This is a genomic window from Streptomyces rhizosphaerihabitans, from assembly GCF_025399795.1.
In the GTDB taxonomy this organism is placed as follows: Bacteria; Actinomycetota; Actinomycetes; order Streptomycetales; family Streptomycetaceae; genus Streptomyces; species Streptomyces rhizosphaerihabitans.
Genome location: NZ_JAODTZ010000045.1, coordinates 1 through 22,683 on the forward strand (window position 1 = coordinate 1; position 22,683 = coordinate 22,683).

Here is a 22,683-nt window from a genome sequence, read left to right on the forward strand (position 1 = left end):
GCGGGGCGGGCTTGCCGCCACCGTTGCCCTGCTGGAGGGCATCTGTCAGTTTGCGTACGACGGGGGCCTCGATCGTCGAGGACGCCGAACGGACGAATTCACCGAGTTCTTGGAGCTTGGCCATGACGACCTTGCTCTCTACGCCGAACTCCTTGGCGAGTTCGTATACCCGGACCTTAGCCACTTCGCTCCTTTTAGGTCCGGGTCTGCGTCCGGACCGTCGCTACTTCATGGGCGTACTCATCGCGTGCTCATCGAGTGCTCATCGCAATCTCGACCTACTTCCAACTCGCGGAATACCAGGGCCGCACGGGGGTTCCGCACGACGCTTTCTTACGGGTTTGCCTGCTCGACGTAGAGGCGCAACGCCTCGGTGTCGAGCGGTCCCAGGGCGCGCAGCGCCCGTGGGATCGCCCGGCGGCGGACCGCCAGATCGAGACAGACCAGAACGGGATGCACGTACGCACCCCGGCCGGGCAGCGTACCGCGATGATCGGGGGCACATTCGCCCTCGACCGCCACGATGCGCAGCAAGTCTCTCTTGGCCGCTCGCTCCCGGCACCCCACACAGGTGCGTTCAGGGCATGCGCGGGCTCGCGTCCGGCCAGACACTCTTAAGTCTACCTCCCCGTACCGACCTCACCCCTTTGGGGCAAAAATCGAACGGTTGTTGTCGTGATGTAAGCGATCCGCGGGCCGGATCTATTCCCGGTCTATTCCCCGCGCTGCTCGCCGCGCTGCTCGCCGCGCTGCTCGCCGGGCTGCTCGGTGTCCGGACGGATGTCGATCCGCCAGCCCGTGAGGCGGGCGGCGAGGCGGGCGTTCTGGCCCTCCTTGCCGATCGCCAGCGACAGCTGGTAGTCGGGAACCGTCACGCGCGCGGAGCGGGCCGCGAGGTCGACGACCTCGACCTTGGAGACACGGGCCGGGGAGAGCGCGTTCGCCACCATGTCGGCCGGGTCGTCCGACCAGTCCACGATGTCGATCTTCTCGCCGTTGAGCTCGGCCATCACGTTGCGCACCCGGCCGCCCATCGGGCCGATGCAGGCGCCCTTGGCGTTCAGACCGCTGCGGTTGGACCGTACGGCGATCTTCGTGCGGTGGCCGGCCTCGCGGGCGATGGCGGCGATCTCGACGGAACCGTCGGCGATCTCAGGCACCTCCAGCGCGAAGAGCTTCTTCACGAGGTTCGGGTGCGTACGGGACAGGGTCACGGAGGGACCGCGGACACCCTTGGCCACCCGTACGACGTACGAGCGCAGGCGCAGGCCGTGCTCGTAGTTCTCGCCGGGGACCTGCTCCTGCACCGGCAGGATGGCCTCCAGCTTGCCGATGTCGACGAGCACGTTCTTCGGGTCACGGCCCTGCTGGACCACACCGGTGACGATGTCGCCCTCACGGCCCGCGTACTCGCCGAGTGTCGCGTCGTCCTGCGCGTCCCGCAGGCGCTGCAGGATGACCTGCTTGGCGGTGGTCGCGGCGATCCGGCCGAACCCCGACGGGGTGTCGTCGAACTCGCGCGCCTCCTGCCCCTCCTCCAGGTCCTCGGGGTCCTCCTTCGCCCACACGGTCACATGACCGGTCTCCCGGTCGAGTTTCACGCGCGCGCGCCGACGGCTTCCCTCGGTGCGGTGGTAGGCGATGAGGAGGGCCGACTCGATCGCCTCGACCAGCAGGTCGAAGGAGATCTCCTTCTCCCGTACCAAACCCCGCAGGGCACTCATGTCGATATCCACGGCTACGCCTCCTCTTCCTTCTTGTCCTTGCGGCTGAACTCGACCTGGACGCGGGCCTTGACGATGTCCGCGAAGGCGAGCCGCTTGGCGGTGGGCTTGCGCCCCTTCACGCCCGGCACTTCGACATCCAGACCGTCGTCCTCGACCCGCAGGATCCTGGCGAGCAGTTCTTCGTTGTCCGCCAGCTGGAACTTCACCAGGCGGTCGGTGGCGCGTACGTAGTGACGGTGCTCCTTGAGCTCGCGCTCGGCACCGGGGGTTCCGACTTCGAGGGTGTATTCACCCGCACCCATCGCGTCCGTCTCGTCGAGCTTCGCCGAGAGCGCGCGGCTCACATCGGCGATCGCGTCCAGGTCGGCACCTTCGTCCGAATCCACGACGACGCGCAGAACACGCTTGCGGCCTACGGTCTCCACTTCGATCTCTTCCAGATCGAGGCCCTGGGAGCTCACGAGCGGATCCAGGAGTTCTCGCAACCTCTCGCTCTGGGTCGTGCTCATCCGGGTGACTCCTCGGCCGCGTGTGCTGTTGTGGGTTGGTCGCGTGTCAGCTCAAAGGGTATCCGGTCGCGGAGGGTGTTGCCGTCCACCGGGATCGGTGTGCTCGCGCCGACGGGTACCGGAGGGTGTCCGCGAAATCGCGCCGGAGGCAGATGGAGGAGAGCCGCTGGGCGGTGATCGGCCGATGCGCGGGTACCGTGATCACGGGCAGCTCGCCCATACATTCGTACGAGCCCTCCGAGGACGTCTGCCGTGTCGTTCCCCCTGCCGTCGCGCACCCCGTCGGGTCCGCGCCGAAGGACCCTGCTCGCGGCCGCCGCGGGCGCCTTCGCGCTCGCGGGCTGTTCCGCTCCCGAGCCGTCCAGCGACACGACGGGCGGCAGCCCCTCGGCCGCGGACCGGGCCCGCGCGCGCGGGGCCCGCGACAGCGCGACGCTGGCCGACCGGTACACCGCGGTGATCGCCGCCCATCCGGACCTGGCGGGGCGGCTCGGCCCGCTGCGGGCCGAGGTCGTCCGGCACGTGCAGGCGTTCGGCGGCGGCAGCGCTGGGGCGTCCGCGTCTCCGTCCTCGCCCTCCTCGGCGGCGTCCCCGTCCGAGTCCTCGTCGGGGTCCCCGTCGACTTCGAGTTCGGGGTCGAGCGCGGCTTCGGCTTCGGCTTCGGCCGGTGTCTCCCCCGGTGCGGCGGCCCGGCCCAAGGACGCGCTCGCCGACCTCGCCGCCGCCGAACTGGCGCTCGCGGACGAACGGACGCAGGCACTTGTGGAGGTTCCCGGCGAGCTCGCCCGACTGCTCGCCTCGGTGGCGGCGGCCGGTGCGGCCCACGCGTTTCTGCTGACGAAGGCGGCGAAGTGAGCAAGCGGAACAAGACCGAGGAAGTCGAGCTCAAGGCCCTGCAGGCCGCGCTGGGAGCCGAGCACGCGGCCGTCTACGGCTACGGCGTCGTCGGCGGCCGGATCGGCACGGCCCGGCAGGCGGACGCCCGGTCGGCGTACGACGCCCATCGGGCACGCCGGGACGAACTGGCGCGGGCGGTGAAGGACATGGGCGCCATGCCCGAGGCCGCGTCGGCCGCGTACATGCTGCCGTTCCCGGTGACGGACACCGCCACCGCCATACGGTTCGCGACCGAGCTGGAGGAGCGGGTGGCCGACGTGTACTCCGACCTCGTGCGCGCCGCCACGGGTGACCGGCGGCGCATGGCGGCCGGGGCGCTGCGGGAGGCCGCGGTCCGTGCGGTGCGGTGGAGCGGCGAGAGCGTAGCCTTCCCTGGGCTCGCCGAGCGGGCGGGCGCCCCGTCCGCCACGGCGCCCTCGCCGACGTAACGCGACCTGGAAGGAACCTCTCGCGCATGGACTCGCGCATGGCCTTCGAACCGCCGCAGCGCCTTCTTCGGGCGCTCGGCGAGACCCGCCGGAGCGGGTCGGAGGGGGCCGACGAGTGGCTGGAACGGCTGCCCGAAACGGCCCAACAGGCCTCCGATCTACGCGAGTTGACCGTGGAGCGGGTGCAGGCACCGGGTGGGCGCAGCAGTCTCGTCGTCCTGGTGCGGCGGGCCGACGGCACGCCCGCCGTGCTGAAGCTGGCGCCCGAGCGGGCGCGCCCGGAGAGCGAGCGGGCCGCGCTCGCCCACTGGGACGGCCGCGGCGCGGTCCGTCTCCTCGACCCGGACGACACCCGCGACGCCCACGGCGTCCTGCTGCTGGAGCGGCTGCACCCGGACATGTCCGTGCGCTCGCTGCCCGAGGCGAAAGCCCTGCTGGAGGCGGCGGGGACGCTGCGGCGGCTGTGGGTCGAGCCGCCCGCCGGCCATGTCTTCGAGACCGTCGCGGAGCGGACCGGGCGGCAGGCCGAGGCCATGCGGGCCGCGGCGACGGCCGAGGACGGTGCCGGTGCCGAGGTGCCGGCCTTGGTCGACGCGGCGCTCGCGGCCCGCGACGAACTGCTGGCCGGGCCTCCCGAGGCGCGCCTGCTGCACGGCACCTTCCGGCAGAGCAAGGTGCTCGCCGGGGAGCGCGCGCCCTGGCTGGCCGTGGGACCGGACCCGGTGGTCGGCGAGTGCGCGTTCGACCTGGCCCGGCTGGTCCGCGACCGGGTCGAGGACCTCATCGCGTCGCCTTCGGGGCCGTCGATCACCCGGCGCAGGGTCAAGCGCCTCGCCGAGTCGCTGGACGTGGACCAGGAGCGACTGCGCGGCTGGACCCTGTTCCGCGCCGTCGAGTCGGGCGTCCGGGCGGGCCGGGTCGGCCGCCTGCGCGACGCCGAACTCCTGCTGGAGTTCGCCGGCTGGCTCTGACCCCGACTCCCGTTTGGCTGCGGCGAGTTCGAGGCCGTGGGACGACGACCGAAGACCGGCGGGAGTTCGCCGGCCGGTCCGGCGACGTGCGGGTTTCGAATCCCCGGCGCACCACCGTCGGCGCCCGCTCGGGTCCCGTCCGGGCTTCACCCCTTCGTGCGGCGCATGGCACAAGGCCCTTACGAAGCACGACACATGACAGTCCGTCACTTCCGTGCGGGCGGCGAGCGGCCCGGGAGAAACGGGTCGGCGGCGCTCCCGCACCCTCCGAAGAGGGGCTGCGGGAGCGCCGCCGGGGAACGGCTACGCCGTCAGGCGGGCGATCGCCTCTTCGACGGTCAGTTCCTCGCGCTCGCCGGTGCGGCGGTCCTTCAGCTCCACGACGCCCTCGGCCGAGCGGCGGCCGGCGACGAGGATCGTCGGTACGCCGATGAGCTCCGCGTCGGTGAACTTCACGCCCGGGGAGACGCCGGCGCGGTCGTCGACCAGGACGCGGACGCCCGCGGCGCCGAGCTTCTCGGACACGTCGAGCGCCAGCTCGGTCTGGAGGGCCTTGCCCGCGGCGACCACGTGCACGTCGGCGGGAGCGACCTCCTTGGACCAGCACAGGCCCTGCTCGTCGGCCGACTGCTCGGCCAGCGCGGCGACCGCGCGGGAGACACCGATGCCGTACGAGCCCATGGTCACGCGGACCGGCTTGCCCTGCTGCCCGAGAACGTCGAGACCGAACGTGTCGGCGTACTTGCGGCCGAGCTGGAAGATGTGACCGATCTCGATGGCGCGGTCCATCTTGAGGCCGGTGCCGCACGCCGGGCAGGGGTCACCCGCCTGCACCACGACGACGTCGAGGTAGTCGTCGACCTCGAAGTCACGGCCGGCGACGACGTTCTTCGCGTGCGTGTTGATCTTGTTGGCGCCGGTGATCCAGGCCGTGCCGGGCGCGACGCGCGGGTCGGCGATGTAACGGACCTTCTCCAGACCCTGCGGGCCCACATAGCCGCGTACGAGGTCGCCGCGGCCCTCGAAGTCCTCGGCCGTGACGAGCTCGACGACCGCCGGGGCGAGGTGCTCGCCCAGCTTGCCGAGGTCGACCTCGCGGTCGCCGGGGACGCCCACGGCCACGATCTCGCCGTCGACCTTGACCAGCAGGTTCTTCAGGGTCGCGGAGGCGGGCACGCCCAGGTGCTCGGCGAGCGTCTCGATGGTCGGGGTGTCGGGGGTGTCCAGCTCCTCGACCGCACCGTGCTCCTCGGAGACGGGCGTGAGCTTGAAGGTCACGGCCTCCGTGTTGGCGGCGTAGTCGCAGGCCGGGCAGTCCACGAAGGTGTCCTCACCTGCGGCGGCGGGCGCGAGGAACTCCTCGGAGGCCGAGCCGCCCATGGCGCCGGAGACGGCGGACACGATGCGGTAGTCGAGACCGAGGCGCGCGAAGATCTTCTGGTAGGCCGCGCGGTGCAGCCCGTAGGACTCGGCGAGGCCCTCGTCCGTGATGTCGAAGGAGTACGAGTCCTTCATCTGGAACTCGCGGCCGCGCAGCACACCGGAACGCGGGCGGGCCTCGTCGCGGTACTTCGTCTGGATCTGGTAGAGCATGACCGGCAGGTCCTTGTACGAGGCCACCTGGTCCTTCACCACCAGGGTGAAGATCTCCTCGTGCGTCGGGCCGAGCAGGTACTCGGCGCCCTTGCGGTCCTTGAGGCGGAAGAGGAGGTCGCCGTACTCCTCCCAGCGGGCGGAGGCCTCGTAGGGCTCCTTGGGCAGCAGGGCCGGCAGGAGGACCTCCTGGGCGCCGATCGCGTCCATCTCCTCGCGGACCACCCGGGAGACGTTGTCGAGGACCTTCTTGCCGAGCGGCAGCCAGGTCCAGATGCCCGCGGCGTTGCGCCGTACGTAGCCGGCGCGGACGAGCAGCTTGTGGCTGAGCGTCTCGGCATCCGCCGGGTCGTCACGCAATGTCTTGACCATCAAACGGGACATGCGCTGGACCTGGGCCATGATTCTCGACTCCTGCTGCGTAAGGGTGATGTCTGGAGGTTAGCCGGGCAGCGGCCGTCCCCGGAAATCCATTAGCGGTGTCGCAGTGGAAGCGGGGCGCCCATCACGGCGTACGGCTTGGGTGCGCTGGGGAACATGACCTGCCGCGCCAGGTCCTCGTAGCCGAGGGAGCGGTACAGGCCGCGGGCCGGGCTGTCGAAGTCGATCGCGGAGAGGATCGAGCGGGGTTCGGCCGCGGTGTCGGTGATGGTGGTGATCAGGGCGCGGCCGATACCCCGGTTCTGGAAGCGGGGGTGGACGTGCAGTTCGGTGATCACGAACGAGTCGTCGAGCCAGCCGTCCTGGCCCCGGCCGCGCAGATACGGTTCGACGACGGTGGACCACCAGTGCGCGCGGTCGTTGGGCATGCCGTAGACGAAGCCGACGAGCCGTCCGTCGAGTGTGGTCGCACCGAGCGCGTGGGCTCCCGGATAGGTGAGGTGGCGCAGCACGATCTGACGTCGTACGGCGATCTCGTCGGCGCCGAGCCCGAAGGCGAGCGCCTGCACGGCGAGCGCCTCGTCGACGCGCGCGGTGAGATCCAGCGGGCCGATGACCACGTCGTGGGAGTCGCGGGGGCCCTGACCGGGGAAGCGCAGCATGCCGGGAGACTACCTGGCGGACAGCGGGACGTGTGAGGTCCCGCTGGGCCCGCGCCGGGTGTCAGAACAGGACACTCATGAACGCGCCGACCTCTTGGAACCCGACGCGGCGGTACGCCGCCCGCGCCGCCGTGTTGAAGTCGTTGACGTAGAGGCTGACGACCGGGGCGACATCCGCGAGGGCGTAGCGCAGCACGGCCGCCATGCCGGGGGCCGCCACTCCCTGGCCGCGGTACTCGGGGGCCACCCACACGCCCTGGATCTGGCAGGCCTGGCCGGTCGCGGCCCCGATCTCGGCCTTGAAGACGACCTTGCCGTCCTGGTCGAGGCGGGCGAAGGACCGGCCGGAGCCGACGAGTTCGGCAACCCGGGCCTGGTAGAGCAGGCCGCCGTCGCCGGCCATCGGCGAGATACCGACCTCCTCGGTGAACATGGCGACGCAGGCCGGCATGATCGTCTCCATCTCGTCCTTGCGGATGCGGCGGACGTACGGATCCGGGGCGATGTCGGCGGGCAGCCGGTCGGTCACCATCAGCGGCTGGTGGGCGCGGACCTCGCGGGCGGGGCCCCAGCTCGGTTCCAGCAGTCGCCACAGCTGGGCGGTGGGTCCGGCGGGGCCGACGATCGAGGAGCAGCGGCGGCCGCCCCTGCGGGCCCGGTCGGCGAAGCCGCGCACGGCTCGCTGGGTGGCGCAGATCGGGACGAGGTTGGCGCCCGCGTAGCAGAGGGACTGGAGCATGCCGTCCTCGTACCAGCCCCACATCTCGCCGCCGAGCCGCCATGGGTCGAGCCCGGCGACCTGTACACGGGAGGCGACGAAAGCGTTCGCCACCGGCTCGCGGCCGAGGACGGCGAGCGCGGCGTCCAGGTCACTCGGTTCGAGGACCCTGGTGGTGGTCTGGGTCAACACGTACGGGGGCCTCACCCTGGGGTCTGCTGATCTCCGCACTGTACCTGTCGAGGTTGTGCCTCGCCCGCCCTCTTGCACGGGCTGACCGGCGGGGGCCGGTGCGCCCCTGGCCGGGCGGACCGGCCGCTGGCGGGGGGCTGCTCACGCATGCCCCCGCGGTCCCGGGGCCTGGGCCTGTCCAGGGTGCACGGGAACCTCGGCCGGACCTGGATCCGCCGGGAACCTGGGCCGGGCGGGCACGGGTTCGCCGGGAGCCCGAGCCCGACCGGAGTTCGCCGGGACCTGGGGCGGACCCGGATCTGCCGGGACCTGGCCAACCTGGGCCGGCACGGGTTCGCCGGGAGTCCGAGCCCGACCGGAGTTCGGCGGGAACCGCGGCCGGACCCAGGTCACCGGGAAGCTCGGGCGCACCCGATTTCGCCACGAACCTCAGCCCGTCCACGGTTCGGCGGGAACCGCGGGCGGGCACGGATTCACCAGGACCCGCAGCTCGTCCGGGGGTCGCCGGGAGCGGTGGGTGCGTCCGGGGCGGGCGCGTGGGGAGGAGTCCGGTCGGGCGTCAGCCCGCGACGGACACCGACGGCTCGCCGGAGGCGATGCCCTCGGCCTCCATCTGCTCGGCGAGCTTCATCGCCTCCTCGATCAGGGTCTCCACGATCTTCGACTCGGGGACGGTCTTGATGACCTCGCCCTTGACGAAGATCTGGCCCTTGCCGTTGCCGGAGGCGACGCCGAGGTCGGCCTCGCGGGCCTCGCCCGGGCCGTTGACGACGCAGCCCATGACGGCGACGCGCAGCGGGACCTCCATGCCGGTGAGGCCCGCGGTGACTTCCTCGGCCAGCTTGTAGACGTCGACCTGGGCGCGGCCGCAGGACGGGCAGGAGACGATCTCCAGGCCGCGCTGCTTGAGGTTCAGCGACTCCAGGATCTGCAGGCCGACCTTGACCTCCTCCACCGGCGGGGCCGACAGGGAGACGCGGATGGTGTCGCCGATGCCCTCGGAGAGCAGCGCACCGAAGGCGACGGCCGACTTGATGGTGCCCTGGAAGGCGGGACCGGCCTCGGTCACGCCGAGGTGCAGCGGGTAGTCGCAGGCGGCGGACAGCTGGCGGTAGGCGTTGACCATGACGACCGGGTCGTTGTGCTTGACCGAGATCTTGATGTCCCGGAAGTCGTGCTCCTCGAAGAGGGAGGCCTCCCAGAGCGCGGACTCGACCAGCGCCTCGGGCGTCGCCTTGCCGTACTTCTGGAGCAGCCGCCTGTCGAGCGAGCCCGCGTTGACGCCGATCCGGATCGGGGTGCCGGTGTCGTTGGCGGCCCGCGCGATCTCCTTGACCTGGTCGTCGAACTGCTTGATGTTGCCGGGGTTGACGCGAACGGCGGCGCAGCCGGCGTTGATCGCGGCGAACACGTACTTCGGCTGGAAGTGGATGTCCGCGATGACCGGGATCTGGGACTTCTTGGCGATCGTGGCGAGCGCGTCGGCGTCGTCCTGGGTGGGACAGGCGACGCGCACGATCTGGCACCCGGACGCGGTCAGCTCGGCGATCTGCTGGAGCGTGGCGCCGACGTCCGACGTCCGCGTGGTCGTCATCGACTGCACCGAGACGGGTGCGTCTCCGCCCACGGCAACAGTCCCGACCTGGATCTGCCGGGTCTTCCGGCGCTCGGCCAGCTTGGTCGGAACGGACGGCATGCCGAGAGAAATCGCAGTCATCTGCTGTGCAACCCCAAGTTATGGATCAAGGTCCCGGGAATCATGGGCTCCGGGCTTCGAGATTACGGTACGGGCGCACCACCGGGCACATCACGCCCCCGGCGTTCAAACCCACTCAATGGAAGACGGCCGGGCACCCAGGGTGCCCGGCCGTCGCTAATGCTGTATGACTAAGAGATTTTCACGGGATTGACAACGTCCGCGATCAGGACGAGGACCGTGAAGCAGACGAAGATTCCGGCCACCACATAAGCCACCGGCATCAGCTTCGCCACGTCGAACGGGCCCGGGTCCGGGCGGCGCAGGACGCGGGCGAGGTTCCGCCGCAGGGACTCCCACAGCGCGCCCGCGATGTGCCCGCCGTCGAGCGGGAGCAGCGGGAGCATGTTGAACAGGAACAGGGAGAGGTTGAACCCGGCGACCAGCAGGAGCATCATCGCGACCTGCTGCGACGCGGGGATGTCCAGGGTGAAGACATCGCCGCCGATGCGTGCCGCGCCGACGACGCCCATCGGGGAGTCGGCCTTGCGCGGGCCGTCGCCGAAGGCCGCGTCCCACAGGTCGGGGACCTTGCCGGGCAGCGAGACCAGGGACTCGACGCCGTTCTGCATCATGTCGCCCATGCGGTTCACGGACTGGCCGAAGGACTGCTCGACGATGCCGGTGGCGGGCGTGAAGCCGAACCAGCCGGCCTCCACGTACTTGCCCTCCACATAGCCGCCGCTGCCGTCGTTCTTGTTCACCGTGTTCTTGACCAGGTGGGCGGTGAGGCCGAGCTGCTCGCCCTTGCGGTCTACGGTGATCGTCACCTTCTTGCCGGGGTTGGCGCGGATGTCGGACTGAAGCGCGGACCAGTCCGAGACGGGCGTGCCGTTGAAGGCGACGATCTTGTCACCGGGCTTGAGTCCCGCCTCCGTGGCGGGCGCGACGGGGTCCTTCTTCGTGCACTTGTCGCGGTTCTCGCTGGCCTGGATCACGCAGGGGGAGACCGCGCTGACCGTGGTGGTCTGGGTCTGGACGCCGAACGTCATCATCACGCCGAGGAAGATCGCGACGGCCAGGATCAGGTTCATGAAGGGTCCGGCGAACATCACGATCACGCGCTTCCACGGCTTGCGCGTGTAGAAGAGGCGGGTCTCGTCGCCGGGCTTCAGCTCCTCGAACGCGGCCGAGCGGGCGTCCTCGACCATGCCCCGGAAGGGGGACGTCGAGCGGGCCTCGATCCGGCCGTCCGGGCCGGGCGGGAACATCCCGATCATGCGGATGTAGCCGCCGAGCGGTACGGCCTTGATGCCGTACTCGGTGTCGCCCTTCCTGCGCGACCAGATGGTCGGGCCGAAGCCGACCATGTACTGCGGCACCCGGATGCCGAAGAGCTTGGCCGTCGACAGATGTCCCAGCTCGTGCCACGCGATCGAGATCAGCAGCCCGAGCACGAAGACGACTATGCCGAGAATCATCATCAGGGTCGTCATGCACGAGCCTCCGCGGTTGTCGTCTGTGCCGTCAGTTCACGGGCCCGGGCGCGCGCCCAGGTCTCCGCTTCGAGGACGTCCGTGAGGGTCAGGGAAGTTCCCGTACGCGGTGTGCCGTGTTCCTCGACGACCCGGGTGACGGTCTCCATGATCCCGTTGAACGGCAGTGTGCCGTTCAGGAACGCGTCCACGCACTCCTCGTTGGCGGCATTGAACACCGCCGGGGCCGTACCCGCGAGCTGCCCCACGTGCCGGGCGAGCCCCACCGCCGGGAAGGCGTCGTTGTCGAGCGGGAAGAACTCCCAGCTCGACGCCTTCGTCCAGTCGAAGGCGGGCGCCGCGTCCGGGACGCGTTCGGGCCAGCCGATGCCGATGGCGATGGGCCCCCGCATGTCGGGGGGTGTCGCCTGGGCGATCGTCGAGCCGTCCGTGAATTCCGCCATCGAGTGGACATACGACTGCGGGTGCACGACCACCTCAATCCGATCGAAGGGAATGTCGTAGAGGAGGTGGGCCTCGATGACTTCCAGTCCCTTGTTGACCAGGGTCGCGGAGTTGACCGTGATGACCGGGCCCATGGCCCAGGTGGGGTGCGCGAGGGCGTCGGCCGGTGCCACGTCCGCCAGCTCGGCCTTCGTACGGCCGCGGAACGGGCCGCCGGAGGCGGTCACGACGAGTTTGCGCACCTCCGCGCGGGTGCCGGAGGCCAGCGCCTGGAAGAGGGCGGCGTGCTCGGAGTCGACCGGGATGATCTGGCCCGGCTCGGCCAGCGCCTTGACCAGCGGGCCGCCGACGATGAGCGACTCCTTGTTGGCGAGCGCGAGGGTGCGGCCCGCCTCCAGGGCGGCGAGGGTGGGCGCGAGGCCGATGGAGCCGGTGATGCCGTTGAGGACGGTGTGGCAGTCGGAGGCGGCGAGCTGGGTGGCCGCCTCGGGTCCGGCGAGGACGTCGGGAAGGGTCTCACCGGGGGCGTAGTGGGCCGCGAGGGCCTCCCTGAGCGCCGGGACGGCGTCCTCGCGCGCGACGGCGACCGTCCGTACCCGCAGTCGGTGGGCCTGCTCGGCGAGCAGGGAGACCCTGCCGCCGGCGGCGGACAGCGCGGTGACCCGGAACCGGTCGGGGTTGCGCAGCACGAGGTCGATGGCCTGGGTGCCGATCGAGCCGGTGGATCCGAGGATCACGACATCCCGGACTCCGGCCACGGGGTCGAAGACGAGATGCGGATCAGCGAGGGGGGCTGGACTGTCGCTCATCCCCCCATTGTGGCCGCATCGCGGCCGCCGAAGGACAGGGCGTCCCCTCTTCCCGCCGCCGCCCCCTCGATTCCCGGTGCGCGGCCGCGTCGAGGGGCCTTCGCGAGGTGGGGACATCCCGCTGGCATCCCGTACGGGCGGCGGTGGGCGGGGCTCGGCCCGCGGGGCTTGCGGCGTACCCCACCGCCGTACTGAACCGCAGGTCAGCGCTTGCGGCGGCGTCTGGCTCCGGACTTCGGCGGCTTGGGGCGGTTGGGCGCGGACGGTCCGTCGGTGGGCCCGTCCGCGGGTCCGGGAGGGGGCGGCGCGGTCCCGGGGGGCCGGGTGCGGGCGAACGCGCCTTCGACCACACCGTCGGCCGTGTCGAGCGTCGGCGCGGTGAAGAGGAGGCCGTCGCCCCGGTCTCGCCGGTCGAGGGCCTCGGTGGCCGGGGCCGTGGCGTCGAGGTTGAAGACGTAGCCGACGGACTCCTCCTTGATGGCGTCGGTCATGGCTCCGTACATGTCGAAGCCCTCGCGCTCGTACTCGATGATCGGCTCGCGGCCGAGGGTCCAGCGCAGACCGATGCCGTCGCGGAGGTAGTCCATCTCGTAGAGGTGCTCGCGCCACTTGCGGTCGAGGACGGACAGGACGACGAGGCGCTCCAGGTCGCGCAGGGGCTCGGAGCCGAGTCCCGTCTCGCGCTCCGCGTACCGGGTGCGGATGTCGTCGGTCAGCGTCTCGACGACCCGCTCGGTGGTGAGGCCGTCGCGGCCGCCGTAGCGGTCCTCCAGTTCCTCGACGGTGATCCCCACGGGGTACAGCTGCCCGAGCGCGCCCCACAGCCGCTCCAGGTCCCACTCCTCGCCGAAGCCCTCGCCGGTCTCCTGCTCGACGTACGCCCGGACGGTGTCCTCCATGAAGTGGACGATCTGTTCGCGCAGGTCCTCCCCCGCGAGGACGCGACGGCGTTCGGCGTAGATGAGCGTGCGCTGCCGGTTGAGGACCTCGTCGAACTTCAGGACGTCCTTGCGGGACTCGAAGTGCTGCTGCTCCAGCTGTGCCTGGGCGGAGGCGATGGCGCGGGTGACCATCTTGTTCTCGATGGGTACGTCGTCGGGGACGTTCGCCATGGACATCACCCGGTCGACGACGTTGGCCCGGAACAGCCGCATCAGGTCGTCCTCCAGCGAGAGGTAGAAGCGGGAGGCGCCGGGGTCGCCCTGGCGGCCGGAGCGGCCGCGCAGCTGGTTGTCGATGCGCCGTGACTCGTGGCGCTCGGTGCCGAGGACATAGAGCCCGCCGAGTTCCTTGACCTCGTCGTGCTCGGCCGCGACCGCGGAGGTGATCCGGTCGAGCACCCCGCGCCGCTCCTCCGGGTCCGCGTCCTCGCCCGCCTCGGCGAGCGCCATGGCCTCGGGGTTGCCGCCGAGCATGATGTCGGTGCCTCGGCCCGCCATGTTGGTGGCGACGGTGACGGCGCCCCGGCGTCCTGCCTGGGCGACGATCTGGGCCTCACGCCGGTGGTTCTTGGCGTTGAGGACCTCGTGCCGGATGCCCTGCCTGCGCAGCAGGGCGGAGAGCACCTCGGATTTCTCGACGGAGGTGGTGCCGACCAGGACCGGCTGGCCGAGCTCGTGCTTCTCGGCGATGTCGGCGAGGATCGCGGCGTACTTCGCCTCCTCGGTGCGGTAGATCTGGTCGGGGTCGTCGCGCCGGACCATGGGCCGGTTGGTGGGGATCGGGACGACGTGCAGCTGGTAGATCTGGTGGAACTCGGCCGCCTCGGTCATGGCGGTGCCGGTCATGCCGGCGAGTTTGCCGTAGAGGCGGAAGAAGTTCTGGAGGGTGATCGTGGCGAGCGTCTGGTTCTCGTCCTTGATCGTGACGCCTTCCTTGGCCTCGATGGCCTGGTGCAGTCCCTCGTTGTAGCGGCGGCCCGCGAGAATGCGGCCGGTGTGCTCGTCGACGATCAGCACCTCGCCGTCCACGACGACGTAGTCCTTGTCCCTCTTGAAGTGCTCCTTGGCCTTGAGGGCGTTGTTGAGGTGACCGATCAGCGGGGTGTGGTCGGACTCGTAGAGGCTGTCGATGCCGAGCTGGTCCTGGAGGTACTCGACGCCGGGGTCCAGGACCGACACCGTGCGGGTCTTCGGGTCGTACTCGTAGTCGTGCCGCATCCGCAGTTCGGCGAGGCGGTCCTTGTCGGCCTGCGTGGTGAACTGCTCCTCCTGCACGCGTACGCCCTTCATGTGCTGGGCGAACGCGGCGAAGGCCTCGTACCAGTGCGTGGGCTGGTCGGCCGGGCCGGAGATGATCAGCGGGGTGCGCGCCTCGTCGATGAGGATCGAGTCGGCTTCGTCGACGATCGCGAAGTGGTGCCCGCGCTGGACGAGTTCGTCCAGCGACCAGGCCATGTTGTCGCGCAGGTAGTCGAAGCCGAACTCGGTGTTGGTGCCGTAGGTGATGTCGCAGGCGTACTGGGCACGGCGTTCGGCGGGAGTCGACTCCGTTTTGACGACGCCGACGGTCAGGCCGAGGAAGCGGTACGCGCGCCCCATCCACTCGGCGTCCCGCCGGGCCAGGTAGTCGTTGACCGTGACGAGGTGAACTCCCTTGCCGGAGAGGGCGTTCAGGTAGACCGGCAGGGTGCCGACAAGGGTCTTTCCCTCGCCGGTCTGCATCTCGGCGATGTTGCCGAGATGCAGCGCCGCTCCGCCCATGATCTGTACGTCGAAGTGGCGCATGCCGAGGACGCGGCGGGACGCCTCGCGCATCGCGGCGAAGGCCTCCGGCAGCAGGTCGTCGAGGCTCTCACCGGCGGCGTGCCGTTCTTTGAACTCCGGCGTGAGCGCCTGGAGTTCCTCGTCGGTCAGCGCCCTGAACTCCTCCTCCAGGGAACCGACCTGCTCGGCGAGGCGTTCGAGGCGGTGCAGCATCCGGCCCTCGCCCGCCCGCATGATCTTGCCGGTGATGGCGTCGAGCCCTTTTCCTGGCATGGGAATTCCCTCGCAATTCGGCGCAGCCAAACGGCGTCCATGAGCATCCCCGTCTAGCGATCGTCCCGCTGGAGAATATGGACACCCTGCTGATTCGCTCTGATCACTTCACGCGGCACGGGGTCGTCGACCGCGTCGAGCGCGGCGCGGCAGAGCTGCCGGACCACGGGCCGCCCGCCCGGCCGGCCGGCGTCGAGGAGTCCGTCGGCGCCCCGGAGGTCGGTCCTCCGGGCCACCGGTGCGTCGGAGTCGGCGGCGGGTGGCCGCGACACCTCGTCGAACAGGGGCGACGCGCGGTCGTCGAGGAGGACCGCCGGGGCGTCCCGGTGGGCAGCGAAGGTCTCCGGCGTGGTTTCGCGCAGCTTCCGCGCAAGGGGGCGCACCTCGTCGCGCACGGTCCACAGGACCCGTACGCGATCCATTTCGTTCAGCTGCCGCTTTACCTCGGAGCGGGCCCGCGTCAGCTGTACGGAAATGCCGTGACTGTATTCTTCCCCGGCTCCTCGACGCATTTTCCGTCCCTGTTCGCCGTTCCTTTCATTGTTGACGCACGGCTTCGGTGCGGCAAGCAGCGGAACGGCGAACGGGGCCTCTGCACACGACTGGGTATTGCCGGGTATTGCCGGCTGTTCCTGGGGAAAGGGTCAGCGAATGGGACGGTGGACGTTTTCCTTCGTGCTCGCGCCGGGTGTGGCGTCGGCGATCCAGGGGCCTTCGCCGGACGGGTCGAGGACGCCTTCCTCCAGCCAGGTGTAGGTGCCCGACAGGACGCCCTTGACGACCTTGCGGTCGATGTCGTCGGTGTTGGTCCACAGGCGTCCGAAGAGTTCCTCGACACGGACGCGGGACTGGCGGCAGAAGGCGTCGGCGAGCTGGTAGGCCTCGCGGCCGTGTTCCCCTGTGCTGCGCAGGTGTTCGGCCCGTACGCAGGCCGCGCTCATCGCGAAGAGCTCGGCGCCGATGTCGACGATCCGGCCCAGGAAGCCCTGTTTGGTCTCCATGCGGCCCTGCCAGCGCGACATCGCGTAGAAGGTGGACCGGGCGAGTTTGCGGGCACTGCGTTCGACGTAACGCAGATGCGTGGAGAGGTCGACGTCGTGATGGAACTCGTTGTACGAGCGCGGGAGTTGACCTGCTCCCGCGACCAGTTTCGGCAGCCACTTGGCGTAGAAGACACCGGCGTTCGCGCCCGCCTTCGCCTTCTCCGAGAGGGACTTGTCGGGGTCGATGAGGTCACCGGCCACGGCGAGATGGGCGTCGACGGCCTCCCGGGCGATCAGCAGATGCATGATCTCCGTGGAGCCCTCGAAGATGCGGTTGATGCGCAGGTCGCGCAGGACCTGTTCGGCGGGGACTGCGCGCTCGCCGCGGGCCGCCAGCGACGCGGCCGTCTCGAAGCCGCGGCCGCCGCGGATCTGGACCAGCTCGTCGGCCATCAGACAGGCCATCTCGGAGCCGTACAGCTTGGCGAGGGCGGCCTCGATGCGGATGTCGTTGCGGTTCTCGTCGGCCATCTGCGAGGACAGGTCGAGAACCGCTTCGAGGGCGAAGGTGGTGGCCGCGATGAAGGAGATCTTGGAGCCGACGGCCTCGTGGAAGGCGACCGGCTTGCCCCACTGCTCGCGCACGGCCGACCACTCACGGGCGATCTTCAGGCACCACTTTCCCGCGCCCACGCACATGGCGGGCAGCGAGAGGCGGCCGGTGTTGAGGGTGGTGAGGGCGATCTTCAGGCCCGCCCCCTCCGGTCCGATGCGGTTCGCGGCCGGCACCCGCACCCGGTGGAAGCGGGTGACGCCGTTCTCCAGACCGCGCAGGCCCATGAAGGCGTTGCGGTTCTCGACCGTGACGCCCTCCGAGGCGGCTTCCACCACGAAGGCCGTGATGCCGCCCTTGTGGCCCTCGGACTTCGGGACACGCGCCATGACGACGAGGAGATCCGCGACGACGCCGTTGGTCGTCCACAGTTTCACCCCGTCGAGGACGTAGTCGTCGCCCTCGGGGACGGCCGTCGTGGCGAGCCGCGCCGGGTCGGAGCCGACGTCCGGCTCGGTCAGCAGGAACGCGGAGATGTCGGTGCGGGCGCAGCGCGGCAGGAAGGTGTCCCGCTGCTCCTGGGTGCCGAAGAGTTTCAGCGGCTGCGGTACGCCGATCGACTGATGGGCGGAGAGCAGCGCGCCGAGCGCCGGGTTCACGGAGCCGACCAGGGCGAGGGCCTTGTTGTAGTACACCTGGGTGAGGCCGAGACCGCCGTACTTGGTGTCGATCTTCATGCCGAGGGCGCCGATTTCCTTGAGCCCGGTGATGGTCTCGTCCGGGATCCGCGCCTCGCGCTCGATCCGGGCGGAGTCGATCTTCGTCTCGCAGAAGTCGCGCAGTTTGGCCAGGAACTCCTCGCCGCGCTGGACATCCTCGTCGGCGGGGAGCGGGTGCGGGTGGATCAGGTCGAGCCGGAAGCGGCCGAGGAAGAGTTCCTTGGCGAAGCTGGGCTTCTGCCAGCCCTGTTCGCGCGCGGCCTCGGCGACCTGTCGGGCCTCACGTTCGGTGACTGTGGGCTGGTGGGGTGTTGCGGACATGAGGCTCACCTCGCCGCGAATAGGGATCTTGGGGCTGTTCGTTACCGAACGGTTCTACTCGATCGTATTTACCGGATTCCCGGTGACCCCACCAGTCCTCGCGCAGCGTTCGGCCCAATGGGCGCCCCTCGGAACCCCGGCCGGAACCACCCCTCGGCCGCCCCCTCACCCGCCGGGACAGGCATGGTCGGCGGTGTTGCGCCGGAGGTCCGTTCCGGGGGACGGTCTGGGTACGCCGGCCAGGGGCCTCCGCACGACCACGAGGGCGATGAACCGCGTTCAGGAAATCCGTTGTCGAAGCGCTTCGACAACCTATGGACACGATTCTCCCACCGGGCTACTGTCGAGCTACCCTCACTCGCCCCTATCCGTACCACGCGCACTGTCGAAGCGCTTCACAAGCTTGGAGAGCTGGATGGTCACCCTCGCCGAGGTCGCCCAGCACGCCGGAGTCTCGGCCAGCACGGTGAGCTATGTCCTCAGCGGCAAGCGGTCCATCTCCGCGGGCACCCGCCAGCGGGTCGAGCGGAGCATCCAGGAGCTCGGCTACCACCCGAACGCGGGCGCCCGCGCCCTGGCGAGCAGCCGGTCCAACATCATCGCGCTGATGGTTCCGCTCCGCACCGACATGTACGTACCCGTGATGATGGAGATCGCCATCGCGGTGGCCACGAACGCCCGGACACACGGCTACGACGTCCTGCTGCTCACCGGCGAGGAGGGGCCCGACGCGGTGCGCCGGGTCACCGGCAGCGGGCTCGCCGACGCGATGATCCTGATGGACGTCGAACTCGACGACGAGCGGCTGCCGTTGCTGCGCGAGACCGACCAGCCGTCCGTGCTCATCGGCCTGCCCGCCGACACCACCGGCCTGACCTGCGTCGACCTCGACTTCGGGGCGACGGGCGCGTTGTGCGCCGAGCATCTGGCGCTGCTCGGCCACCGTGACATCGCTGTCATCGGCGAGGCGCCCGCCGTCTACGAGCGGCACACCGGCTTCGCCGAGCGCACGCTCGACGGACTCCGTTCCCGCTCGCGGGAGTTGGGACTGCGCGTACTGCACCGGCCCTGCGAGGGCGGCTATGACGCGATGGCCCTCACCCTCGCCCGCATCCTCGACGAACGGCCGGGCACCACGGGCTTCGTCGTACAGAACGAGTCGGCGGTCGAACCGCTGCTCGCGCTGCTGCGCCGGGAGGGCCGTGCCGTTCCCGAGGACGTGTCGGTGATCGCGATCTGTCCGGACCAGGTCGCCACCCAGGCCTCGGTGCGGCTGACCTCGGTCGCCATCCCCGCGCAGGACATGGGCCGGCACGCCGTCGAGCATCTGATCGCCAAGCTCGAAGGACGCGACAAGGACGAAGTCGTACTGATCGCACCGGAGTTGACGGTACGGGCGAGCACGGGGCCGGCGCCGGCCGCTCCCTGACCCGGACCCTCGACCAGGACGCCCGCTTCCGGGCCCCTTCTCGGACCTCGTGTCCCTGCCGGGGCACGCCCCTGTCCGCACGCTCTCTCAGCACCGGCCTGATTCCACCGCCCCGACCTCACCGCCCTGTCCGCACCCCCTGCCTGCGCCTCCGCCCGTCCCCGCTGTCTGCACCCCGGGCCCGCAAACCCGCCCGCATTCGCTGTCCGCGCCCCCTGCCCGTGCCCCGCCGGCACTCGCTGTCGGCATCCCCGGCCCGCGCCCCCTGTCTGCACTCCTTCATGTCTGCACTCCTTCAGGAGCAATCCACGTGAATCAGTCTGCCGAAACCCAGCCCCAGGTCAGCCTCGCGCAGTCCTCCCCGACCGTCGGCACGTTCCGTGAGCGGGACGGCGCGCTGGAGTGGAGCGGACGCACGGAGACCGTCCGGATCGAGCCGTGGGGCCCGGACGCGGTCCGGGTCCGCGCGCGTCTCGGCGGTCCCGTGCTCGACGGCCTGCCGGGAGCCCTGCTCGACGAGCGGGACACCACCACGAGCACGCTCGAACTCGTCGGCGGTGAGGGCCGGTTGACGGTCGGGGCGCTGACCGTCGAGGTGAGCGGCGAGGGGCTGGTCCGCTTCACCCGCACCGGCGACGGCAGTGAGCTCCTCGCCGAGGAGCGCGCCCACTTCTGGTGGCCCGGCTCGCGGCTGTACACCCCCACGGGCAACGGCCACCACCGGCTGGAGCAGCGCTTCGCCGCGTACGACGACGAGAAGCTGTACGGCCTCGGGCAGCACCAGCACGGGCTGTTCGACCAGAAGGGCGCGGTCCTGGACCTGATCCAGCGGAACGCCGAGGTCACCATTCCGGTGCTCACCTCCAGCCGCGGTTACACCCTCCTGTGGAACAGTCCGGCCATCGGACGGGTGGAACTCGCGGGCAACGGCACCCGCTGGGTCGCCGACTCGGCCCGTCAGATCGACTACTGGATCACCGCGGGCACTCCGGCCGACGCCCAGCGCCGCTACAGCGCGGCGACCGGCCGTACGCCGATGCTGCCCGAGTGGGCGGCCGGATTCTGGCAGTGCAAGCTGCGCTACCGCACGCAGGACGAACTCCTGGACGTGGCACGGGAGTACAAGCGCCGGGGTCTGCCGCTGTCGGTCATCGTCTGCGACTTCTTCCACTGGACCCACCTCGGCGACTGGAAGTTCGACCCGGCCGAATGGCCCGACCCGGCGGCCATGCAGGCCGAACTCGCCGAACTCGGCGTCAAACTGGTCGTGTCGGTCTGGCCGTCCGTCTCACCGCTCTCCGAGAACCACCAGCTCATGGAGCAGCGGGGCTACTTCATCGGTACCGAGTACGGACCGATGGCACACGCCGACTGGCCGGACAAGCAGGTCGCCTCCACGGTCCAGGTGGCGTTCTACGACGCCACGAACCCCGAGGCGCGCGACTTCCTGTGGTCGCGGGTGAAGGACAACTACCTCGATCCGTACGGCATCTCGGCCTTCTGGCTGGACGCCTGCGAGCCGGAGCTGAAGCCTGGCTTCTCCGAGAACCTGCGCTACCACGCGGGCCCGGGTCTCGAAGTGGGCAACCTCTACCCGCGCGAGAACGCCCGCACGTTCTACGAGGGTCTGCTCGCGGCCGGGGAGACCGAGATCATCTCTCTCAACCGCTCGGCCTGGGCGGGCAGTCAGCGCTACGGGGCCGCCCTGTGGTCCGGCGACATCGGTACCGACTTCGCGACCCTGCGCCGCCAGATCGCCGCGGGCCTCAACACCGCACTGTCCGGGATCCCCTGGTGGAACACCGACATCGGCGGCTTCCACGGCGGCGACCCGGACGACCCGGCGTACCGCGAGGTCATGGTCCGCTGGTTCCAGTTCGGCGCGCTGTCCCCGCTGATGCGGCTGCACGGCTTCCGCGACCCGGGCCTGCCGCTCGGCCCCGGCATGACCGGCGGCCCGAACGAGGTCTGGTCGTACGGCGAGGAGGCCGGCGCCGTCATGGAGAAGTACCTGCGGCTGCGCGAACGCCTGAAGCCGTATCTGCTGGACGTCATGCGGGAAGCCCACGAGGTGGGGCTGCCGGTGATGCGCCCGCTGCTGCTGGAGTTCCCGGAGGACCAGGCGGCATGGTCGGTGGACGACGCCTACCTCCTCGGCCCGGACCTGCTGGTCGCGCCGGTCCTCACCGCGGGCGCGACGGCCCGTACGGCGTACCTCCCGGCGGGCGCGCGCTGGACGGACGCGTGGACCGGGAAGACGTACGACGGGGGCGCGTCCGTCACGGTCGACGCGCCGCTGGACCGGATCCCGCTGTTCCTGCGGGACGGAGCCCGGCTGCCCGTGGCCGGTTAGGACCTGTCCGAACCGGGTGCGGCCGGTCCCCGCCAGGGACCGGCCGCATCTTCAAGCGTGGATCAACCAGGCACGGATCAACTGCTGCTGACCGTCAGGTTGTTGGTGGTGAAGTCGAGACCACCAGCGGACGAGGTGATCTCGAAGCCGAACTGCACGTCACCGATGGTCGCGGAGCTCGACATCCAGCCCTTGGTGTTCGCGATCCACCTCATGATCGGAAGGATGTTGACGGTGCCGGAGGTGGAGTCCGAGGTGCGCAGGAACGAGAAGACGTCGTTCGCGCCGTTGTTGCCCTTGTAGACGGTCCAGGTGTTGCCGTTCAGCGTGAGCGTGCCCTGTGAGGTGCCGAGCGCGCCGACGGCGCCGTTGTAGTTGACCCAGAGCATGGTCTCGTGGGCGTAGCCGGTGTCCCAGATGTCGTACGAGGTGTTGTACGCGCCGGAGGAGGGGACGGTGACGTTGTAGGTGCTGGTGAGGGTGGACAGCCCCGAGATCGTCTTGCCGACGTACTTCTTGGAGTTGGGGTAGGACTTGATGCCGCCGGTGTTGGGGTGGTCGGCCCAGACTCCCCAGTTGGTGCCGGAGTTGGCCCAGATGCACTGGCTGCCCGCGCCGGAGCCCCAGATGTCGTTGTAGAGCGTGTACCCGTTGAGGGTGGTGCTGCCCCACTGGTCGCAGGAGGACCAGACGGCGGCCTGGGCGGGGGCCGAGGCGAGGCCGATCGTCGCACCGAGCGCGAGCGCGGGGGCGAGCAGGGCCTTGGTGATCCTGTTCAGTGTGCGAAGTGCCATGGCAGTCCCTTCCATGGGTGGGGGGAAGTG

Annotated in this window: 19 protein-coding genes; 5 read left to right on the forward strand and 14 right to left on the reverse strand. The window is 70.2% G+C overall.

The window, feature by feature from the left end:
- The 4 genes from N4G66_RS33375 to rimP form a co-directional block, all read right to left on the reverse strand.
- Nucleotides 1-184, reverse strand: a 184-nt coding sequence (locus tag N4G66_RS33375; RefSeq protein WP_261708017.1) for a translation initiation factor IF-2 N-terminal domain-containing protein, incomplete at its 3' end; no start/stop codon positions are given.
- 149 nt (nt 185-333) lie between these two features.
- Nucleotides 334-612, reverse strand: a complete 279-nt coding sequence (locus N4G66_RS33380; RefSeq protein WP_261708018.1) for a YlxR family protein — start codon at nt 610-612, stop codon at nt 334-336.
- Nucleotides 613-713: 101 nt separating this feature from the next.
- On the reverse strand, nt 714-1,736 hold the full coding sequence (gene nusA, locus N4G66_RS33385; RefSeq protein ID WP_261708019.1) for a transcription termination factor NusA: 1,023 nt from the start codon (nt 1,734-1,736) through the stop codon (nt 714-716).
- 2 nt (nt 1,737-1,738) lie between these two features.
- Complete coding sequence (rimP, locus tag N4G66_RS33390; protein ID WP_261708020.1) at nt 1,739-2,236, reverse strand: ribosome maturation factor RimP; 498 nt, start codon at nt 2,234-2,236, stop codon at nt 1,739-1,741.
- A gap of 252 nt (nt 2,237-2,488) precedes the next feature.
- Here rimP and N4G66_RS33395 point away from each other — a divergent pair, with 252 nt between their 5' ends.
- Genes N4G66_RS33395 through N4G66_RS33405 form a run of 3 tightly spaced genes read left to right on the forward strand, consistent with a single transcriptional unit; the run spans nt 2,489 to nt 4,532 of the window.
- The gene (locus tag N4G66_RS33395; RefSeq protein ID WP_261708021.1) at nt 2,489-3,091 is read left to right on the forward strand and encodes a hypothetical protein; all 603 of its coding nucleotides are present in this window, start codon (nt 2,489-2,491) and stop codon (nt 3,089-3,091) included.
- Entirely contained in the window at nt 3,088-3,561 is a 474-nt protein-coding gene (locus N4G66_RS33400; protein WP_261708022.1) for a ferritin-like domain-containing protein, read from the forward strand. Before N4G66_RS33395 ends, N4G66_RS33400 begins: the two co-directional genes overlap by 4 nt.
- Nucleotides 3,562-3,599: 38 nt before the next feature.
- Nucleotides 3,600-4,532: an aminoglycoside phosphotransferase family protein gene (locus tag N4G66_RS33405; protein WP_261708084.1), complete on the forward strand. Its 933-nt coding sequence runs from the start codon at nt 3,600-3,602 to the stop codon at nt 4,530-4,532.
- Between the two features lie 303 nt (nt 4,533-4,835).
- On the opposite strand, the gene N4G66_RS33410 is transcribed toward N4G66_RS33405, so the two are convergent.
- The 9 genes from N4G66_RS33410 to N4G66_RS33450 form a co-directional block, all read right to left on the reverse strand.
- Entirely contained in the window at nt 4,836-6,527 is a 1,692-nt protein-coding gene (locus tag N4G66_RS33410) for a proline--tRNA ligase (RefSeq protein ID WP_261708023.1), read from the reverse strand.
- 71 nt (nt 6,528-6,598) lie between these two features.
- Nucleotides 6,599-7,168 carry a GNAT family N-acetyltransferase gene (locus tag N4G66_RS33415; RefSeq protein ID WP_261708024.1) on the reverse strand — a complete coding sequence of 190 codons (570 nt, stop codon included), beginning with the start codon at nt 7,166-7,168 and terminating at the stop codon, nt 6,599-6,601.
- 61 nt (nt 7,169-7,229) lie between these two features.
- Complete coding sequence (locus N4G66_RS33420; protein ID WP_261708025.1) at nt 7,230-8,078, reverse strand: GNAT family N-acetyltransferase; 849 nt, start codon at nt 8,076-8,078, stop codon at nt 7,230-7,232.
- 559 nt (nt 8,079-8,637) lie between these two features.
- Entirely contained in the window at nt 8,638-9,795 is a 1,158-nt protein-coding gene (ispG, locus tag N4G66_RS33425) for a flavodoxin-dependent (E)-4-hydroxy-3-methylbut-2-enyl-diphosphate synthase (RefSeq protein WP_261708026.1), read from the reverse strand.
- Nucleotides 9,796-9,965: 170 nt separating this feature from the next.
- Nucleotides 9,966-11,270, reverse strand: a complete 1,305-nt coding sequence (locus N4G66_RS33430) for a M50 family metallopeptidase (RefSeq protein ID WP_261708027.1) — start codon at nt 11,268-11,270, stop codon at nt 9,966-9,968.
- On the reverse strand, nt 11,267-12,523 hold the full coding sequence (gene dxr / locus N4G66_RS33435) for a 1-deoxy-D-xylulose-5-phosphate reductoisomerase (protein WP_261708028.1): 1,257 nt from the start codon (nt 12,521-12,523) through the stop codon (nt 11,267-11,269). The genes N4G66_RS33430 and dxr overlap by 4 nt, the downstream gene beginning before the upstream one ends.
- Before the next feature lie 203 nt (nt 12,524-12,726).
- Nucleotides 12,727-15,501, reverse strand: coding sequence for a preprotein translocase subunit SecA (gene secA, locus N4G66_RS33440; RefSeq protein WP_261708029.1), 2,775 nt, complete (start codon nt 15,499-15,501; stop codon nt 12,727-12,729).
- 53 nt (nt 15,502-15,554) lie between these two features.
- The gene (locus N4G66_RS33445; RefSeq protein ID WP_261708030.1) at nt 15,555-16,013 is read right to left on the reverse strand and encodes a hypothetical protein; all 459 of its coding nucleotides are present in this window, start codon (nt 16,011-16,013) and stop codon (nt 15,555-15,557) included.
- A gap of 132 nt (nt 16,014-16,145) precedes the next feature.
- Nucleotides 16,146-18,077 carry an acyl-CoA dehydrogenase family protein gene (locus N4G66_RS33450; RefSeq protein WP_261708031.1) on the reverse strand — a complete coding sequence of 644 codons (1,932 nt, stop codon included), beginning with the start codon at nt 18,075-18,077 and terminating at the stop codon, nt 16,146-16,148.
- Between the two features lie 415 nt (nt 18,078-18,492).
- Here N4G66_RS33450 and N4G66_RS33455 point away from each other — a divergent pair, with 415 nt between their 5' ends.
- Both N4G66_RS33455 and N4G66_RS33460 read left to right on the forward strand, forming a co-directional pair.
- Nucleotides 18,493-19,506 carry a LacI family DNA-binding transcriptional regulator gene (locus tag N4G66_RS33455; protein WP_261708032.1) on the forward strand — a complete coding sequence of 338 codons (1,014 nt, stop codon included), beginning with the start codon at nt 18,493-18,495 and terminating at the stop codon, nt 19,504-19,506.
- Nucleotides 19,507-19,816: 310 nt separating this feature from the next.
- The gene (locus N4G66_RS33460; protein WP_261708033.1) at nt 19,817-21,859 is read left to right on the forward strand and encodes a glycoside hydrolase family 31 protein; all 2,043 of its coding nucleotides are present in this window, start codon (nt 19,817-19,819) and stop codon (nt 21,857-21,859) included.
- Nucleotides 21,860-21,936: 77 nt separating this feature from the next.
- Here N4G66_RS33460 and N4G66_RS33465 read toward each other — a convergent pair whose 3' ends face one another.
- Nucleotides 21,937-22,653: a glycoside hydrolase family 12 protein gene (locus N4G66_RS33465; protein WP_261708034.1), complete on the reverse strand. Its 717-nt coding sequence runs from the start codon at nt 22,651-22,653 to the stop codon at nt 21,937-21,939.
- Nucleotides 22,654-22,683 lie beyond the last annotated feature (30 nt).

Coding starts and splice junctions, on each gene's coding strand:
- rimP (WP_261708020.1), bottom strand. CDS start 2,236: ATGAGCACGACCCAGAGCGAGAGGTTGCGAGAACTCCTGGATCCGCTC.
- N4G66_RS33405 (WP_261708084.1), top strand. CDS start 3,600: ATGGCCTTCGAACCGCCGCAGCGCCTTCTTCGGGCGCTCGGCGAGACC.
- N4G66_RS33410 (WP_261708023.1), bottom strand. CDS start 6,527: ATGGCCCAGGTCCAGCGCATGTCCCGTTTGATGGTCAAGACATTGCGT.
- N4G66_RS33415 (WP_261708024.1), bottom strand. CDS start 7,168: ATGCTGCGCTTCCCCGGTCAGGGCCCCCGCGACTCCCACGACGTGGTC.
- ispG (WP_261708026.1), bottom strand. CDS start 9,795: ATGACTGCGATTTCTCTCGGCATGCCGTCCGTTCCGACCAAGCTGGCC.
- N4G66_RS33430 (WP_261708027.1), bottom strand. CDS start 11,270: ATGACGACCCTGATGATGATTCTCGGCATAGTCGTCTTCGTGCTCGGG.
- dxr (WP_261708028.1), bottom strand. CDS start 12,523: ATGAGCGACAGTCCAGCCCCCCTCGCTGATCCGCATCTCGTCTTCGAC.
- secA (WP_261708029.1), bottom strand. CDS start 15,501: ATGCCAGGAAAAGGGCTCGACGCCATCACCGGCAAGATCATGCGGGCG.
- N4G66_RS33445 (WP_261708030.1), bottom strand. CDS start 16,013: ATGCGTCGAGGAGCCGGGGAAGAATACAGTCACGGCATTTCCGTACAG.
- N4G66_RS33450 (WP_261708031.1), bottom strand. CDS start 18,077: ATGTCCGCAACACCCCACCAGCCCACAGTCACCGAACGTGAGGCCCGA.
- N4G66_RS33455 (WP_261708032.1), top strand. CDS start 18,493: ATGGTCACCCTCGCCGAGGTCGCCCAGCACGCCGGAGTCTCGGCCAGC.
- N4G66_RS33465 (WP_261708034.1), bottom strand. CDS start 22,653: ATGGCACTTCGCACACTGAACAGGATCACCAAGGCCCTGCTCGCCCCC.